We start from the raw sequence: 15,494 nt of genomic DNA on the forward strand, positions 1-15,494 counted from the left end.
TCCTCTCCGGGCATCGAACAGCTTGTATCGTAAGAGGCGAGTTGCAGAATCTGCGGTTTGCTTGGAGTACCCGCGTCCTCCCGTATATTTCCGCTATCCTGACTACACCTAGCCTCAGGAGCCCCCTTGCCCCTTCCCCGCCGCGTCCTATCCGCAGCCCTCGCTCTTTGCGTCTCCGCTCCTACGGCTCTGCTCTCTCAGTCTTCGGTCCCTCAGGTCTTCGGCTTCCGCGACTTCTCCCAGCAGGCCAAATGGGACGCCGCCTTTCTCGCCGTGCCCGATGCCGCCCTCGCCGGACAGCACCTCAAAGTCCTCACCGCCGCCCCTCATTGGGCCAGCTCACCCGAGGACTACGCCACCGCCCTCTACATCGCGGATAAGTTCAGGGCCGCAGGCCTCAACACCAAAATCGTCCCCTATAAGGTCCTCCTCAACAAGCCCGTCGAGATCCTGATCGAAGCCTTCGACTCCCGCGGTAGGAAGCTCATGTCCGGCCCCTCCCCCGAGCGCGTCGACCCCAACCTCTTCGGCGGCGATCCCTTCCAGAACGATCCCCGCATCCTCCCTGCCTTCCACGGCTCCTCTCCCTCCGGAGATGTCACCGGCGAGGTCGTCTACGCCAACTACGGTACCCTCGCCGACTTCAAGGAGCTCACCAAATTCGGCATCTCCATCAAGGACAAGATCGTCCTCGTCCGTTACGGCGGCAACTTCCGCGGCGTCAAGGCCTACATCGCCCAGCAGTACGGCGCCAAAGGCATCCTCATCTACTCAGACCCCTCCGACGACGGCTACTTCCGCGGCGACGTCTATCCCCTGGGTCCCTATCGCCCCGACTCCGCCGTCCAGCGCGGCTCCGTCCAGTTCCTCCCCATCTACCCCGGCGACCCCGAGACCCCCGGCATTGCCTCCACCCCTGATCTCCCCGACTCCAAACGCATCCCCGCCGACCGGCTCCAGAACAACCAGCCCTCCATCCCCTCCAATCCCATCTCCTACAAGGACGCCGCCCCCATCCTTCACGCCCTCGCCGGCAAAAACTCACCCCGCGACTGGCAGGGAGGCCTTCCCTTCGCATACCACCTCGGCTCGAGCGATCCCTCCACCCAAGTCACCGTTCACATGCGCCTCAAGCAGGACATCGCTCTCCGCACCATCTGGGACGTCATCGGCACCATCGAAGGCTCCGACCCTGCCCAGAAAGACAACTGGGTCGTAGCCGGAAACCACCGCGACGCCTGGGTCTTCGGAGCCGTCGATCCCAACTCCGGCACCGCCGCCATGCTCGAATCCGTCCACGGACTAGGCGAGCTCCTCAAGCAGGGCTGGCGTCCCAAACGCCGCATCGTCATCGGCTCCTGGGACGCCGAAGAAGAGGGCCTCATCGGCTCCACCGAATGGACCGAGGACAACGCCAAAAGCCTCTCCCACGCCGTCGCCTACATCAACACCGATGTCGCCGTCTCCGGCCCAACCTTCTCTGCGGCCGCCATTCCCTCGCTCAAACAGTTCGTCCGCGACGTAACCCGCCAGGTCCCCAGTCCCGCCGGCGGCACCGTCTACGACCAGTGGAAGACATGGCAGGAAGAGAACCGCGAACGCCGCGGCCACGGCGCCTCTCACTCCAACCACCACATCGGCAACGACGTCCGTGTCGGCGACCTCGGCTCCGGCTCCGACTACACCCCCTTCATCCAGCACTTCGGCATCCCCTCCACTGATATCGGCTCCGACGGACCCTACGGCGTCTATCACTCCGCCTTCGACAACTACAACTGGTTCATCAAATTCGCCGACCCAACCTTCGTCTACGAGCAGCAGCAGGCTCGCGTCTTCGGCCTTGAGATCATCCACATGGCCGACGCCGACGTCCTCCCCTACGACTACGATCTCTACGGCAAAGAGATCCTCGCCTACCTCGAAGATGCCCGCAAACGCGCCAACTCCCCGCAGACCCCACAGGAATCAAACACCCCAGCCCACATCGAGCCCAAGCCTGCCAGCCTCAACCTCGACTTCACCGCCGCCCTCAACGCGGCCCAACGCTTCGCCGCCGCCGGAACCGCGATCCGCGCGCTCCAGTCCACTCCTCCCGCAAACGCCGCCCGCCTCAATCAAGCCCTCCGCGAAGCCGAGACCGCCCTGCTCAACCCCGATGGCCTGCCCAAACGCCCCTGGTACAAACACCTCATCTACGCCCCCGGAGAATTCACCGGATACGCCGCCGTCGTCATCCCCGGCGTCAACGAAGCCATCGACGTCCCCGACGCCCCCCGCGCCCAAACCCAGCTAGCCATCCTAGCCCAGGCCCTGAACCGCTCCGCCACCATCCTGGAAACCGCAACAAAATAACCCAACAAGTCACGCACCATGAACCGCAAGCTAACCCCTAATCCCTCTCCCTCCCCCGCTACAACTTTAGTGCTACCCCTCCCGCCCGAAGTGCTATGTCATCCATACGCCGCTCGTCCGATCATTACTCCAACAGACGGTCATAAAGGCCGCTCCTAAGGAGTATCCCTATGGTTCATGATTTGGTTCTCGCCCTGGTATTTCTCGGTATGATCATCGCTCCCGCCCTTCTCGCCATGCGCTCTGGCAAGGAGGAAAAGGATTCTCTCTAATTTTCCTGCGGATCACTTGCGGGATACTTGCTGTCTGCCCAAACCTCACCATCTCCTGGTCCGCGTCGCCGGCATGACCTTCAACTTCAGCGCCGTTCAGCTCGACCGGCCCCCTGCATCCGATCCATTCATAGCCTCCAACGACGCGCACAGAAGCCCCGTCCGCTCCCGTCGCGCCAAGTTCGTGGCTCAGGCCCCGACTCCACAGAAATACACGCAGACCCGTTAAACAACAAAAGGCCGCTCCCAAACAGAAGCGGCCTTCGTCGTGTTTATTTTAGCCTTGGAAGCTATCCTCTCAAAGCCATCTGCTCCGTAACAATCTGCGTCAGGTCTGGCTTCTTCAGCCCATGCTCCTTGGCATTGAACTCATCGACCTTGCTCGACCAGTTCATGCTGCAGAACTTCGGCCCGCACATACTGCAGAACGCCGCTTCCTTGTAGTAGTCATCCGGCAGCGTCTCGTCGTGCATACTCCGTGCTGTCTCCGGGTCCAGCGACAGCGCAAACTGCTTGTCCCAATCGAACGTGTACCGCGCATGCGAGATCGCATCATCCCGATCCCTCGCGCCCGGCCGGTGCCGCGCCACATCCGCCGCATGAGCAGCGATCTTGTACGCGATAATCCCGTCCTTCACGTCCTTCTCGTTCGGCAGTCCCAGGTGCTCCTTCGGAGTCACATAGCAGAGCATCGCCGCGCCATGCCACCCAATCATCGCCGCGCCAATCGCCGAAGTGATGTGGTCATACCCCGGAGCGATATCCGTCACCAGCGGCCCCAGCACATAGAACGGAGCCCCATCGCAAAGCTCCACTTCCTTATCCACCTGCAGCTTGATCTGGTCCATCGGAATATGCCCCGGCCCTTCGATCATCACCTGCACATCCGACTTCCATGCCTGCCGCGTCAGATCGCCCAGCGTCTTCAGCTCGGCAAACTGAGCCTCGTCGCTCGCATCCGCCAGACAACCCGGCCGCAGCCCATCGCCCAGCGAGTAGCTCACGTCATACCGGGCCATCAACTCCGTAATCCGGTCGAAGTTGTCATACAAAAAGTTCTGCTTATGATGATGCGTCATCCACTGCGCCATGATCGCCCCACCCCGGCTCACAATGCCGGTGATGCGCTTCGCCACCATCGGCACGTACTGGATCAGCACGCCCGCATGGATCGTAAAGTAGTCGACCCCCTGCTGCGCCTGCTCCTCCAGCACCTCCATGTACACATCGATATTCAAATCCTCAAGCCGCTTCACCCGGTTCAGCGCCTCATACAGCGGCACCGTCCCGATCGGCACCGGCGAGTGCCGCAGAATCTGCTCCCGGATCATCGGAATATCTCCGCCCGTCGAAAGATCCATCACCGTATCCGCGCCATAGTGGACCGCCGTATGCAGCTTCCTCAGCTCCTCATCCACATTCGACACCAGTGCCGAGTTCCCGATATTCGCGTTTATCTTGCACAGCGACTCCACCCCAATCGCCATCGGCTCTAGTTCGACGTGGTTGATGTTCGCCGGGATGATCATCGTCCCCTTCGCCACCTCGCTCCGCACCAGCTCAGCCGAGATCTTCTCCCGCTGCGCCACGTAAGCCATCTCCTCGGTGATCATCCCCTTGCGCGCAAAGTGCATCTGCGACATGTTCGTGTCGCCCGTCCGCGCGGCCTCAGCCTTGCGCTTTACGATCCACTCCGCCCGTCCCGTCGGCACTCTGTAGTCGTTGCCGTTGGATCCATTTCCCTGGACGTGTTGGTGGTTGCCGTTAAAACCCGTGCCGTTACCATTTCCGCTCATTTAGAAGCCCCCTGCGAACGCTGTTATCTAAGCAGAAGTATACGATGCTTGTCCCGGACCCTGCAGAGGGCCTCACCTCGTCCTCACCTCGCTCTTTCATCTCGCGAACCTTTCACAACCGCCGCACAACCCTCACACAACCTCTGCATCCAACCCAGACAGAACGAGCAGGACAGTGAGCGAGGGTGGACGGCCTCCCTACCAGCTCACAAAAAAACTTATAGAGAAGCAGAAAAGAATTCGAGTCGACGCGCGGTCAACGCAGACCCGCGCCCAAACCTCTTAGAACTCGACAACCCGCCAGGAGAACTACATGAAGATCTTTTCCGCAAACATCGAAGACCTCCGCTCTCTCTACATTGACAATCTCCAGAAAGCCCTCGACATGGAGCAGAAGATCACCGGCGCGCTTCCCAAGATGATCGATAGCGCCTCCGATCCCGAGCTGGCCGAGGCCTTCTCCAACCACCTCGTCGAGACCCAGGGCCACGCCCTCAAGGTCGAAAGCCTCCTCCGCGAGGCCACCGGCGACGCCTCCACCACCACCTGTAAGGTCATCGGAGCTCTCATCACCGAGGCCGAGGACACCATCAAAGACGTCACCGATCCCTACGTCCTCGACGTCGCCCTCATCGGCGCTGCCCAGCAGGTCGAGCACCACGAGATTGCCGTCTACGGAACCCTCCGCAACTGGGCCGAGCTTATCGGTCTCGACGGCCACGCTGACATCCTCGAGTCCATCCTCGACGAAGAAAAAAACGCCGACGAGCTCCTCACCGAGCTCTCCGACACCCTCAACACCACCGCCGAGGTCAACGCTCCCGTCCAGGCATAACCTCCACCTTTTCACCACCGCAGGGCAGGACCTCCCCGTCGAGGTTCTGCCTTGTGGCATTTTAAAATGCCCATCGCACGAACTCCCCTCTCTGGCGTAGACTTAAAAGCGACACTTATGCCTACCGCCGCCAACACCAAGAGCCCCACAAAGATCATCGTCGCCACCGTCATCATCCTGGCCGCCGTCGCTTGGCTCACCTTCACCGGCGTACGCGACAACAAGAGCTACTACGTCACCATCTCCGAGCTCAACGCCATGGGCAGCAAGGCCTACGTCCGCCATCTCCGCGTCGCCGGAAACGTCGCCCCGGGCAGCATCCACCGCGTCGGAACCTCCGCCACCTTCCAGCTCCTCGAACAGGGCCGTTCCCTCCAGGTCAGCTACCAGGGCACAGAGCCCCCACCCGACACCTTCAAGGACGACGCCCAGGCCCTCGCCGTCGGAACCTACGGCAAAGACGGCGTCTTCCACGCCACCCAGCTCCAGGCCAAGTGCGCCTCCAAGTACGCCCCCGCAGCCCCCGGCGCAACGCCCAACGGAATGGCTAAGCCCACCACCACCGCCACGGCACTTCCCCGCACCCGCTAAACTCGATTGATGCCGATAACCGATGCCGATGACCGCGCAGCCCATCTCTAGCGCCCCCATCATCGCCGCCGAGCTCCACTCCGTCTCCCGCATCTACGGCGGATTCGCCGCCCTCCGCAACCTCTCCGCCACCTTCAACGCCGGCTCCTGCACCATGATCCTCGGCGAAAACGGCGCTGGAAAATCCACACTCCTCCGCGTCCTCGCCGGCCTCATCACCCCCACCCGCGGAACCGTCAGCATCTTCTCCCAATCCCCCCAGCAACAACGCCGCCGCATCGCCTACATGAGCCACGCCCCCATGCTCTACGACGAGCTCACCGCCCTCGAAAACCTCAACTACTTCGCCCGCCTTTACAGCGTCGGCAAATGCGCCTGCGTCGGCTCCCCCGAGATGGCCCTCCGCGCCGTCGGCCTCGACCCTGCCCTCACCCGCACCGTCGGCCAATACTCGCAAGGCATGCGTCAGCGCGCCTCCCTCGCCCGCGTCCTCCAGTCCGACCCCGAGATCCTCCTCCTCGACGAGCCCTTCTCCAACCTGGACGTCGCCTCCGCCCACCAGATGGTCGAGCTCCTCGCCGACTTCCGCACCTGGCCCCACCCCTCCGGCACCGCCCGCACCATCCTCCTCACCACCCATCAGGCCCACCTCGCCCAGTCCCTCGCCGACCGCACCATCACCATGCTCGCCGGTCAGATCGCCTCCAGCACCGAGGCCGCAGCGTGAAGACCAGTTCGCCCGCAAAGACCAACGCCGCCCGCTTCCTCGACTCCCTCAACATCGCCTACGAGCTCCGCGCCTACGAGGTCGACCCCGAAGACCTCACCGCCATCTCCGTAGCCCACAAAATCAACCTTCCTCCTGAACAGGTCTTCAAAACCCTCGTAGCCCACACCAATACAAGCGACCACGTATTCGCCGCCATCCCCGGCGACTCCGAGCTCGACCTAAAAAAACTAGCTCACGCCGCCGGAGCCAAAAAAACCGAACTCGTCTCCCTCAAAGAGGTCGAGCCGCTCACCGGATACATCCGTGGCGGAGTCACCGTCATGGCCGCCCGCAAGCCCTTCCCCGCCTTCGTCGACGAGGCCATCGAGCTCTTCGACCTCATCTCCGTCTCCGCCGGACAACGCGGCCTCCAGATCCTCCTCACCCCCGCCGACTACCTCCGCGCCACCGCCGCCACCCTCGCCGACCTCACCAAAGCTCCTCCCCGCCCCGGAGAGGCCCCATGAACTATCTCCACCATCTCCTCAACCACCTACGCAAAGACCTCCGCCTCGAATGGCGCTCCCGCGACTCCATTAACGGGATGCTCTTCTTCGCCCTCCTCGTCGTCGCCATCTTCGCCCTGGCCTTCGACCCCACCGCCTACCCCACCACCACCCGCCAAATCTCCGGCGGAGTCCTCTGGGTCGCCATCCTCTTCGCCTCCGTCACCGCGCTCAACCAGTCCTGGACCCGCGAGCAGCGCAACCAGCTCCTCGACGCCCAGCGCATGGCCCCCTCGCCAGCCTCCGCGCTCTTCCTCGGCAAAGCCCTAGCCAATCTCGCCTTCGTCCTCAGCGTCGAGATCGTCCTCGCCCCCATCTTCATCATCTTCTACAACCTTCACGCCCTCGGAAACGTCGCCCTGCTCGCCCTCATTCTGCCGCTCGGCACCTGGGCCCTGGTTGTCAACGGAACGTTCTTCGCAGCTCTGGGCCTGCGCGCCCGCAACCGCGAGCTCCTCCTGCCCTTGCTGCTCTTCCCCATCTCCCTGCCCGCGCTGCTCGCCATGGTCCAGTCCACCACCGGCATCCTCACCAACGACATCGACCCCATCCAGATCGGCCTTTGGATCAAGCAGCTCGCCGTCTACGACATCATCTTCACCACCCTCTGCATCCTGCTCTTCGAGACCATCCTCAACGCCGAGTAGCGTTATCTAAATCTAGCGATAGATGGGAGCTCCCAACGGCGCCCCCGTCGCCCCACCATCGATGACAATCTCGCTCGCCTGAATAAACGAAGACTCCTGCGACGCAAGAAACAACACCGCGTTGGCCACCTCCGCCGCATGGCCCACCCGGCCCAACGGAATAGATCTCGTCAAAGCCTTATAGGACCCGCCATTCGCTGCATCCAACAGAGGCGTATCCACCGATCCTGGAGTGATCACGTTCACTCGAATGCCAAGCGGAGAAAGCTCCGAAGCCAGCACCCTCGCCATCGTCCGCACCGCAGCTTTGCTCGCCGCATAGGCGGACAAGCCCGGTCGGCCATTTACGTTCTGGATCGAACTGCTGAGAATCACCGAAGCCCCGTGGCTGAGGTAAGGCAGGCAAGTCTGCACCAGGAAGAAGGTCGAGGTCACATTCACGTTCAGAATCTTCTCGAAGAGTTCGTAGGGTGTGCTTCCCAGCGGTGTCCTCTGAGTGATCCCCGCATTCGCAAACACCACGTCCAGCTTGCCGAACCGCTCCACCGTCTCCGCCACAAATCGCTCCATCCCTGGAAGATCCGTTACGTCCACCTTCACAATCAGCGCCTCTGGACCAAGTTCCTTCGCCGCCGCATCCAGAGTCGTCCGGCTCCTGCCGGTAAGAGCGACCTTCGCCCCTTCGGCAATAAATCTCTTGGCCGTCGCCAATCCGATGCCGCTATTCCCACCCGTAATCAGGGCAACCTTCCCCTTTAATCTCATACGATCTCGCCTCTCTTTTGCCCAGGAAAGTCGCTCGTGCCTTCTTCCACATAGATGTGAGGTCACCCGAAGAACTTGTTCGTTGGTGCAGTGGTTGAAGACACTCAAACCAGAAAAATATTCCCGCATTAATTCACTCGAAGCGCCGGGTCTTTCTGCCCCCGCCCCACAAGTCAAAAGGAATCTTTCTGCCCGTCCCGCAAGTCAAAAGGAAAGAGACAAGGGCAAAGGCAAGAACGGATGAAAAATATCTGGAACAATCCACCCCGCCTGCCCTAAGATCGCGCCTTTCACCCCATCGCAGAACTTCCGGTGGAGACAAACCGCTACCCCCAACGGCATCGAATAACGCACGTCCCGGCATCAAAGCATCTTCAAGCAAGCTAAAATATCGTCTGGAGCACTCTCATGGACCAGCGCACCCTCACCACACGGCGCATCCCCAGCCTCGCCACCCCCGCCTGGCTCCGAAATACGGCAGTTCTCTGGTTCATAGCCACCGTAGCCGTCCTCGTCGTAGGCTTCCGTCAAGCCCTCTTCATCGCGCCACCCGACGGCGAACTCGGCGACGTCCAGCGCATCTTCTACTACCACCTTTCCTTCGCCATCCTTGGCCTGATCTTCCCGTACATCAATCTCATCGCCTCGATCGCCTATCTTTACCTGCGCAATCGCAACCCATTCAAAGCACTTGGAGCTGACGCCCTCGCCCTCGCCTCCGCTCAGGTCACTGTCCTCTACGTCTCCCTTCTCCTGGTTACAGGAATGCTCTATGGCCGCCCCGTCTGGGGCATCTGGTGGACCTGGGACGCCCGCCTCACGAGCTCCTTCATCCTCTGGCTGATCTACGTCAGCTACCTCCTCACCCGGAAGCTCGCCCCATCCGAACAGATCGCGCCTCTCTCCGCGGTGCTCGCCATCTTCGCCGCGGTAGACGTTCCCATCGTCTTCATGTCGATCCGCTGGTGGCGCACCCAGCATCCCGCGCCGGTCTTCGCTGGCGGAGAAAAATCTGGCCTCGACCCCAGCATGTACCCCCCAGTCCTCTGGAATCTGGCCGGCTGGTTCATGTGGGGCATCTTCATCATGGCCTTCCGCTTCTTCATCGAGCGCCGCCGCCAGCGCATCGAGCAGGAACAAGCCCTCCGCACCATCGAAGCATCCCTCGAGGAGCCCCAATGACCTGGAAGTCCATCTTCGACCTCTCCACCATGCAGCACCAGCACATCGTCTACACCTACGCCGGAGTCCTCCTGGTCCAGGCCGCCTATCTGGCTCGCCTCATCTACGCCTGGACCCACCCCACCCTCCCACAACCCTAACCCCGCCCAAACCCGGGTGCCCCACCCTATTTGCAGTCTCATCGCAAATAGGGTGGGGTATCGTGCGAAGCACGACCGCCTTCCTCCCCCAGCCCAAAACTCCAAGTCGAACCGCACTCTTTCCCAACCGAAACGCCGTTGTCGCTCCCTCCACCCACCCCAAAGCCCGGCTGCCCGATTTGTGGAGAGTTAGCCTTTACGCCCCGTGTAACGGTAGATGGCGCACTCCTCGTCACCGGTTGATCCATACTCCTTTTGGGCAGCGATGGCAGCCAGATCCGCAACGTGGTCTTCAGGCGACATAGGGACAGAGCCAAGGAAGAGCCGTGTGAACGCCGGGTGGTGATCCAGGACGACGCGGCACTCCGCGTTGACGTAGAGGATGTCCAGCGCAGGAGGAACGTCGGGATGCTTAACAACCTGCGCGGCGAACTGGGTCTCGATGCGGCGGAGAAGTGTTCTTAGGACAGGTGCCTCAAACGGGTGAAAGAGGAAAGCCAGACAAGGTCCGAGGGGGAGTTTGAAGGTAAGGGCGTCCTGCTGGAGGAGGCGTGTAGGAGCAAGGCGCGGGGCAGTCGGGTCAGCGAGGTGGGCGGCGAGCCAGAGGTCGAGGTTGCGCTGAGCGATCACGGCAAGGTCGGGGTTGAGCTCGATGCCGATGACCTGGCGGAAGGGCAGCTCGGTCGCAACCAGCATGGCGCGGCCTTTGCCAGCACCGAAGTCGATGAAGCTGTAGTCGTAGATCGGTTGGGGCGGCGGAGACTCACGCCAGCGGTCGATGAGGCTGCGGAGGATGCTGGGCGCAACGCCGTAGTAGGCGGTGACATGCTCGTCGTTGGGGTGGCCAGTGACGAGGTTGGCGGCAGGAACCAGCCCGCTGGTGTCAACCCCATGAGCTAGATCAAAGGGATGAATAGGTGTGGTGGTGAGCTTGAGAAGATCGCGCGGGCGCTTCTTAGGCGGAACAAGGGTAGGTCTTTGCATACTCATCTGGACACGGTCATCGGATGACCTTGGGGCTGATCTGAATCAAGCTCGGATTGCCATCGAGACCCAAGAGTCGCCGGCCCGCCGGAGTAATGTTTTGCGGAGTCCAGGCGGGAGCGTCGATGAGGGTGACTTCGGAGCGAAAGACCTGTTCGAGCCCGGCGAGGCGATTCTGGATCTGTGCCGAAAGCTGGGCTGCCGCAGCTTCGTCCTTCGTGGTCGGCGTAACGGCAACGATGACGCTGTACCGCGTAGGAACTCCGGGGATGTTGGCTCCGGGGGCGTCAGGGTCAGGCGCGAGGGCGATCTCTCGCACGAGGCCGAGGTCCACAATGTTGCACGGGATCGCTGGGTCGTAGCAGTCGCGGAGCGCAGCCTGAATGTCGGCGGTGGAGAGCATCTGTCTTGATGATAGATGCTGCTGCGAGCTAGTGGATGCCGCCGGCGGCGGCTGATGCGGGAGTTGAGGCCCAGGCGAGACCGTCGGCTCCATTGCCGGCGTCGATGATCGATTGGACCTTCCACGTAGTGAGGTCCACAGCAGCGACCTGATGGCTGACGTTGCAGGAGACATAGGCGACCTTGCCATCCGGACGGATCAGGACCTCCTGCGGCGCGCTCGGGACGTCGATGGTACGGACGATGGTGAGCGTGGCGAGATCGATGACAGCGAGCTTAGCCGCGTTCGGAAGGGTGAGGAGGAGGTAGCGGCCGTCGTGCGTGGGAGCGCTGCCATAGCCGGTCGCGGGGAGCGGGACCCAGGTCTTGAGCTTGCGAGTCGAGGTATCGATCACCGCGAGGCGCGGCGTCTTCCAGTCGGAGGTGAAGAGGAGCTTGTCGTCGTTCGAGATCGAGATGCGCTGGACCTTGAGGCTGTCAGGCGAGCCGATAGGGATGACGGCGAGGGTCTTGTGCGCATCAAGATCCAGGACCGAGACAGAGGCAGCCCCGACGTTGGTGGTGTAGGCATATTTTCCGCTATGCGAGAGGGCGAACATGTGCGACTCGGGCGCGCCAGTGGGGATTGTGTAGAGGATCTTGAGGGTCTTAGGATCGATGGCCGTGATGGACTGATCGAGCTCGGTGCTGACGTAGAGCACGTTGCGGTGGGTGTCGTAGACCGGCAGATGGGGTCGGACGCCGTGGCCGAAGTCGACGGTGTTGATGATCTTGCGAGAGGCGATGTCGATGACGAGCATCTCGTGGCCATCAGTGCCGGGGCGGCCTACTCCTGCGTTGCCGTAGATGGGGAGGTAGGCGGTGCGGCCGTCGGGGGAGGCGGCTACCTCGTGCCCGGTGATGCGCTCTTCCGCGATGGCCGCGGTCTGATGGGCGCTGGCGGCGTCGATAACGGAGAGGGTGCGATCCTTCTGGTTGGCGACGAGCAGCGTGCCCTGAGCGCAGGCGCAGGTGGATGCAAGAGCCAGGGAGAGCAGAGAGCCGGCGACAAGGCGAATCTTCATAGGCCGCGAGTTTACACGGTGAAGAAGACGTCAGGATAGAGGCAGGCTTTGCCGCTGCTAATTTTTTCTCTCAACCAGATACAAGGCGAGGGACTTGAGCGGAGTAGCGGCATCGCCGAAGGGGGCGAGAGCTTCAAAGGCGTCGGCGATAAGCTGCTCGGCGTCTTTGAGGGACTGGTCGATCCCGTAGACGGCGGGCCAGGTGGCCTTGATGCTGGCGGTGTCCTTGCCTGCGGTCTTGCCGAGTTCCGCAGAGCTTTGGGTCATATCGAGCACGTCGTCGACGATCTGGAAGGCGAGGCCGGCCTTCTGGCCGAAGGTACGGAGGCGGTCGATGGTGTCGACAGACTCGCCTCCACCGGAGCCATAGAGGCCGCCAGAGACGATGCTGGTAGTGATGAGTGCTCCGGTCTTGGCGCGGTGAATGGATTCGACCAGCTCCGCGGTTGGAGGCTGCCCTTCGGACTCGATGTCGACGACCTGGCCGCCGATCATGCCCGGAGGCAAGGGGCTGTTGGAGCCTACACCGGTGCCCACGGCGAGGGCGATGTCGCGCAGGATGGCCACGACCGCAGCGGGATTCGTGGGCAGAGAGGCAATCGTCTGGAAGGCCAGGGTCTGCAGGGCGTCCCCCGCGAGGATGGCGATGGCCTCCCCAAAGAGGATGTGGCAGGTCGGCTGGCCGCGGCGGAGGTCATCGTCGTCCATGGCCGGCAGATCGTCGTGGATGAGGGAGTAGGTATGGAGCATCTCCACCGCTGCGCCTAGATCGGCTGCGCCTGCGGGGATCTCCTTTCCTCCGGCGACCATGCGGGCTGCTTCCATGCAAAGGATGGGGCGGAGGCGCTTGCCGCCGGCAAAAGTGCTGTGGCGCATGGCGCGGTGAATGGAGTGCGGAAGCGTGTCAGGGGATGGCAGAAGGCGTTCGAGGGCTGCGTCGGTGAGTTGAGCGCCGGAGGCGAGCAGGTCTTTGACTTTGGGATGCATCAGGTCTCGATCATAAATCAGGGGTGAATGAGGAACTTCGAAGTTGGGTTTTGCGGCTGCGAAGCAGGAAGATTGTGAAGGTTACCAGGGTGAGGAGACTTACAAGGTCGCCGAGGATCTGGTCGGGGAGTTGGATATGGGTGACTTCGATCTGGGAGGGGCCGGCCGGGATAGGGAGCGCGATGAGGCCGTCGTCCCGCTGGGTTCGGGTCGTCAGGAGGGTTTGGTTCAGGGTGATGCGCCAGGCGGGGTAGTCGCGGAGGTTGAGGATGAGGGTCTGGGGGATGGGGGAGTTGAGGGCGAGGTGCGTGGGCGCTGGGCCGGGTTGGGTGTTCGCCGGAGCGAGTGCAGCAGGGTTGGAGGAGAGCCAGTAGGGCGGGTTAGTTTGGCCGAGGGAGTCGTTGTCGGCGGTGACGGGAGTGTACTCGTCGGTCGGCTCGGAGCCTTGGGTGGAGTGGAAGAGGGCGACTCTGGCAGCGACGGTGTCCTCGGGATCACAGGGTTGGCGGAGCAGCATGTAGGCGGGGCCGGTAAGGGCTGCGGCGACGACCAGGGCGGCGACGGTGGTCTGGGTGGAGGTGAGGTGGGCTCGGTTGAGGACGAGGACTAGGGAGAGGCTCAGGGCTGCGGCCAGGATCGCCAGCAGACGCCAGGGGAACTGGAGGAAGGCTAGTTCGGGGGCATGCAGCCAGATCTGGTTGCTGAGGGGCGTTAGGAGGAAGGCGATGGCGACGGTAAGCGTAGTTAAGGCAGGGAGGAGTCCTGTGGCGGTTCTTCGGTAGTTGAGCAGCAGGGTCAGTGCGGTCAGAGCCAGGAGAAGGATGGCTATGGTGGAGGCCGTGTGGAGGACGGTGTCGTGAAGTGCGTCGGTGGTGTGGTGGAAGAGGAAGTTGTCCTGGATGCGGAGGCCGGGGAGGATGGCCATGTCGATGTGAACAAATCGGCGTTCGTAGGCGGCTGGTATGAGGTAGAAGGCGGCCAGGCCCAGGCCGAAGAGAGTTCCGGTGGCGGTGGTCCGGGCGATGGAGGTCTTTGTTTGGGTTCGGAGAGTCAAGGCTTCCCGCGTTGTCCACCTTGCGCGCAAAGTACGCGCCAAAGGCGGAGTAGGGCCCATCTCGACTGTACTTGAGATTCGGAGGAGGCGGATGAGGGTCAGGAGGGCGAGGGCGTAGCAGCTCATGACGGCGGCAGGCGCGTTGGTCAGCCACAGGAGAGCCACAGGGAGGGCGATGCGGGGGATGGTTACGCCGCCTTCGTAGTCGGGGCGGAGGATGGCGTGGAGGAGGAGCGGAATCCAGACGGCGGCCAGGAGTTCAGCATAAGCAGTGCGCTCGTAGGCGGTGAAGAGGGTATAGGGATTGACGAGGTAGAAGACCGAGGCAAGGAGCGCGGTTCCCGGGAAGGCGAAGCTGCGGGCAAGACGGTAGAGGGCAAAGCCAGCGGCGGTGAGGACCAGCCAGGTATAGATGATGGGCGTCCAGGTCCAGGGGAGGATGAGCCCGAGGACGGCTCCGATGGTCCAGGAGAGGGGTGGGTAGAAGACGAAGCGGGGCTCTCCAGCGTCGTAGGCGGGAGTGAAGGCCCACTGAGGGTGGAGGTTGCCGTGGGTGAACTGCCGGGCGGCCTCCAGCCAGTTGAGAATGTGGAAGTCAAAGTCGTGCCCGCAGGAGCACCCGAAGAGGATCAAAGGCAGGACCGCAATGAGAGAGGCTAACGGGATCAGGAGGCGTTTGCTCGGCTGTATCGTTGGCCTCCTTCTCTCGGTCAAGGGGTATCCCCAATATCCCAGGGCATTTAGGTACAACCAGTTTATTATGAGCGGCTTGAGAGTAGCGCAGAACCCTATCTGCCTGATTCTATAGGAGCCGAGGCCAAACATTGAGGCAGCTCAGGTTAGGTCCGCAAAGATGGTGGATCTAGGCCGCCACAAATCCGGGTGCCCCATCCTTTTTGCAGTCTCATCGCAAATAGGGTGGGGTATCGGGCGGAAGCACGACCGCCTTCCTTCCTAACCCCCACCACCTCAGGAACCCCATCTTTCTTCCCCCAACCCCATCACCAACAACCTCAACCCCAACCCCAACCCCAACCCCAAAAACAACTTACAACTCCCTCCCCCAAAAACCCCAACAAAACTCCATGTCAACCCCTAAAACAAACTAACCTATCCCAAATCAACAAGATCCAAATGGCACTTTAGTT

16 protein-coding genes are annotated in these 15,494 nt (G+C 62.0%); 9 read left to right on the forward strand and 7 right to left on the reverse strand.

Annotated features, from left to right (window positions below):
* Positions 1–126 precede the first annotated feature (126 nt).
* Together HB393_RS23340 and HB393_RS23345 are read left to right on the forward strand one after the other, a co-directional pair.
* On the forward strand, positions 127–2,352 hold the full coding sequence (locus HB393_RS23340; RefSeq protein WP_213807627.1) for a M28 family metallopeptidase: 2,226 nt from the start codon (positions 127–129) through the stop codon (positions 2,350–2,352).
* 288 nt (positions 2,353–2,640) lie between these two features.
* On the forward strand, positions 2,641–2,853 hold the full coding sequence (locus tag HB393_RS23345) for a hypothetical protein (protein WP_213807628.1): 213 nt from the start codon (positions 2,641–2,643) through the stop codon (positions 2,851–2,853).
* A gap of 61 nt (positions 2,854–2,914) precedes the next feature.
* On the opposite strand, the gene thiC is transcribed toward HB393_RS23345, so the two are convergent.
* Positions 2,915–4,420: a phosphomethylpyrimidine synthase ThiC gene (gene thiC, locus HB393_RS23350; RefSeq protein WP_213807629.1), complete on the reverse strand. Its 1,506-nt coding sequence runs from the start codon at positions 4,418–4,420 to the stop codon at positions 2,915–2,917.
* A 313-nt stretch (positions 4,421–4,733) separates the two neighbouring features.
* Between thiC and HB393_RS23355 the strand changes: the two genes are divergently transcribed.
* The 5 genes from HB393_RS23355 (at position 4,734) to HB393_RS23375 (ending at position 7,768) form a co-directional block, all read left to right on the forward strand.
* Positions 4,734–5,255 carry a DUF892 family protein gene (locus HB393_RS23355; protein WP_213807630.1) on the forward strand — a complete coding sequence of 174 codons (522 nt, stop codon included), beginning with the start codon at positions 4,734–4,736 and terminating at the stop codon, positions 5,253–5,255.
* Between the two features lie 117 nt (positions 5,256–5,372).
* A complete protein-coding gene (locus HB393_RS23360; protein WP_213807631.1) occupies positions 5,373–5,846 on the forward strand; it encodes a cytochrome c maturation protein CcmE in 474 nt (157 codons plus the stop codon).
* 22 nt (positions 5,847–5,868) lie between these two features.
* Complete coding sequence (gene ccmA / locus HB393_RS23365; RefSeq protein WP_345945403.1) at positions 5,869–6,573, forward strand: heme ABC exporter ATP-binding protein CcmA; 705 nt, start codon at positions 5,869–5,871, stop codon at positions 6,571–6,573.
* Positions 6,570–7,082 carry a Cys-tRNA(Pro) deacylase gene (ybaK, locus tag HB393_RS23370; RefSeq protein WP_213807632.1) on the forward strand — a complete coding sequence of 171 codons (513 nt, stop codon included), beginning with the start codon at positions 6,570–6,572 and terminating at the stop codon, positions 7,080–7,082. Before ccmA ends, ybaK begins: the two co-directional genes overlap by 4 nt.
* Positions 7,079–7,768 carry a heme exporter protein CcmB gene (locus HB393_RS23375; protein WP_213807633.1) on the forward strand — a complete coding sequence of 230 codons (690 nt, stop codon included), beginning with the start codon at positions 7,079–7,081 and terminating at the stop codon, positions 7,766–7,768. Before ybaK ends, HB393_RS23375 begins: the two co-directional genes overlap by 4 nt.
* A 12-nt stretch (positions 7,769–7,780) precedes the next feature.
* Here the strand turns inward: HB393_RS23375 and HB393_RS23380 are convergent, their stop codons facing one another.
* Positions 7,781–8,533: a glucose 1-dehydrogenase gene (locus HB393_RS23380; protein WP_213807634.1), complete on the reverse strand. Its 753-nt coding sequence runs from the start codon at positions 8,531–8,533 to the stop codon at positions 7,781–7,783.
* 408 nt (positions 8,534–8,941) lie between these two features.
* Between HB393_RS23380 and ccsA the strand changes: the two genes are divergently transcribed.
* The gene (gene ccsA / locus HB393_RS23385; RefSeq protein WP_213807635.1) at positions 8,942–9,715 is read left to right on the forward strand and encodes a cytochrome c biogenesis protein CcsA; all 774 of its coding nucleotides are present in this window, start codon (positions 8,942–8,944) and stop codon (positions 9,713–9,715) included.
* On the forward strand, positions 9,712–9,855 hold the full coding sequence (locus HB393_RS23390; RefSeq protein ID WP_213807636.1) for a hypothetical protein: 144 nt from the start codon (positions 9,712–9,714) through the stop codon (positions 9,853–9,855). Before ccsA ends, HB393_RS23390 begins: the two co-directional genes overlap by 4 nt.
* Before the next feature lie 189 nt (positions 9,856–10,044).
* Here the strand turns inward: HB393_RS23390 and HB393_RS23395 are convergent, their stop codons facing one another.
* Genes HB393_RS23395 through HB393_RS23415 form a run of 5 tightly spaced genes read right to left on the reverse strand, consistent with a single transcriptional unit; the run spans position 10,045 to position 15,060 of the window.
* Entirely contained in the window at positions 10,045–10,839 is a 795-nt protein-coding gene (locus HB393_RS23395) for a class I SAM-dependent methyltransferase (RefSeq protein ID WP_213807637.1), read from the reverse strand.
* Between the two features lie 16 nt (positions 10,840–10,855).
* Positions 10,856–11,242: an iron-sulfur cluster assembly protein gene (locus tag HB393_RS23400; RefSeq protein ID WP_213807638.1), complete on the reverse strand. Its 387-nt coding sequence runs from the start codon at positions 11,240–11,242 to the stop codon at positions 10,856–10,858.
* A gap of 28 nt (positions 11,243–11,270) precedes the next feature.
* Positions 11,271–12,305, reverse strand: coding sequence for a cytochrome D1 domain-containing protein (locus HB393_RS23405; protein WP_213807639.1), 1,035 nt, complete (start codon positions 12,303–12,305; stop codon positions 11,271–11,273).
* 57 nt (positions 12,306–12,362) lie between these two features.
* Positions 12,363–13,292, reverse strand: coding sequence for a polyprenyl synthetase family protein (locus HB393_RS23410; protein ID WP_213807640.1), 930 nt, complete (start codon positions 13,290–13,292; stop codon positions 12,363–12,365).
* A gap of 10 nt (positions 13,293–13,302) precedes the next feature.
* Positions 13,303–15,060 carry a hypothetical protein gene (locus tag HB393_RS23415; protein WP_213807641.1) on the reverse strand — a complete coding sequence of 586 codons (1,758 nt, stop codon included), beginning with the start codon at positions 15,058–15,060 and terminating at the stop codon, positions 13,303–13,305.
* Positions 15,061–15,494: the final 434 nt, after the last annotated feature.

It is taken from the genome of Granulicella sp. dw_53, assembly GCF_018449545.1.
Classification (GTDB): domain Bacteria; phylum Acidobacteriota; class Terriglobia; order Terriglobales; family Acidobacteriaceae; genus Edaphobacter.

Bases quoted from the DNA above. Each gene is read 5' to 3' on its own strand.
- thiC (WP_213807629.1), bottom strand. From the start codon at position 4,420: ATGAGCGGAAATGGTAACGGCACGGGTTTTAACGGCAACCACCAACAC.
- HB393_RS23355 (WP_213807630.1), top strand. From the start codon at position 4,734: ATGAAGATCTTTTCCGCAAACATCGAAGACCTCCGCTCTCTCTACATT.
- HB393_RS23360 (WP_213807631.1), top strand. From the start codon at position 5,373: ATGCCTACCGCCGCCAACACCAAGAGCCCCACAAAGATCATCGTCGCC.
- ccmA (WP_345945403.1), top strand. From the start codon at position 5,869: ATGCCGATGACCGCGCAGCCCATCTCTAGCGCCCCCATCATCGCCGCC.
- HB393_RS23375 (WP_213807633.1), top strand. From the start codon at position 7,079: ATGAACTATCTCCACCATCTCCTCAACCACCTACGCAAAGACCTCCGC.
- HB393_RS23380 (WP_213807634.1), bottom strand. From the start codon at position 8,533: ATGAGATTAAAGGGGAAGGTTGCCCTGATTACGGGTGGGAATAGCGGC.
- ccsA (WP_213807635.1), top strand. From the start codon at position 8,942: ATGGACCAGCGCACCCTCACCACACGGCGCATCCCCAGCCTCGCCACC.
- HB393_RS23390 (WP_213807636.1), top strand. From the start codon at position 9,712: ATGACCTGGAAGTCCATCTTCGACCTCTCCACCATGCAGCACCAGCAC.
- HB393_RS23395 (WP_213807637.1), bottom strand. From the start codon at position 10,839: ATGCAAAGACCTACCCTTGTTCCGCCTAAGAAGCGCCCGCGCGATCTT.
- HB393_RS23400 (WP_213807638.1), bottom strand. From the start codon at position 11,242: ATGCTCTCCACCGCCGACATTCAGGCTGCGCTCCGCGACTGCTACGAC.
- HB393_RS23405 (WP_213807639.1), bottom strand. From the start codon at position 12,305: ATGAAGATTCGCCTTGTCGCCGGCTCTCTGCTCTCCCTGGCTCTTGCA.
- HB393_RS23410 (WP_213807640.1), bottom strand. From the start codon at position 13,292: ATGCATCCCAAAGTCAAAGACCTGCTCGCCTCCGGCGCTCAACTCACC.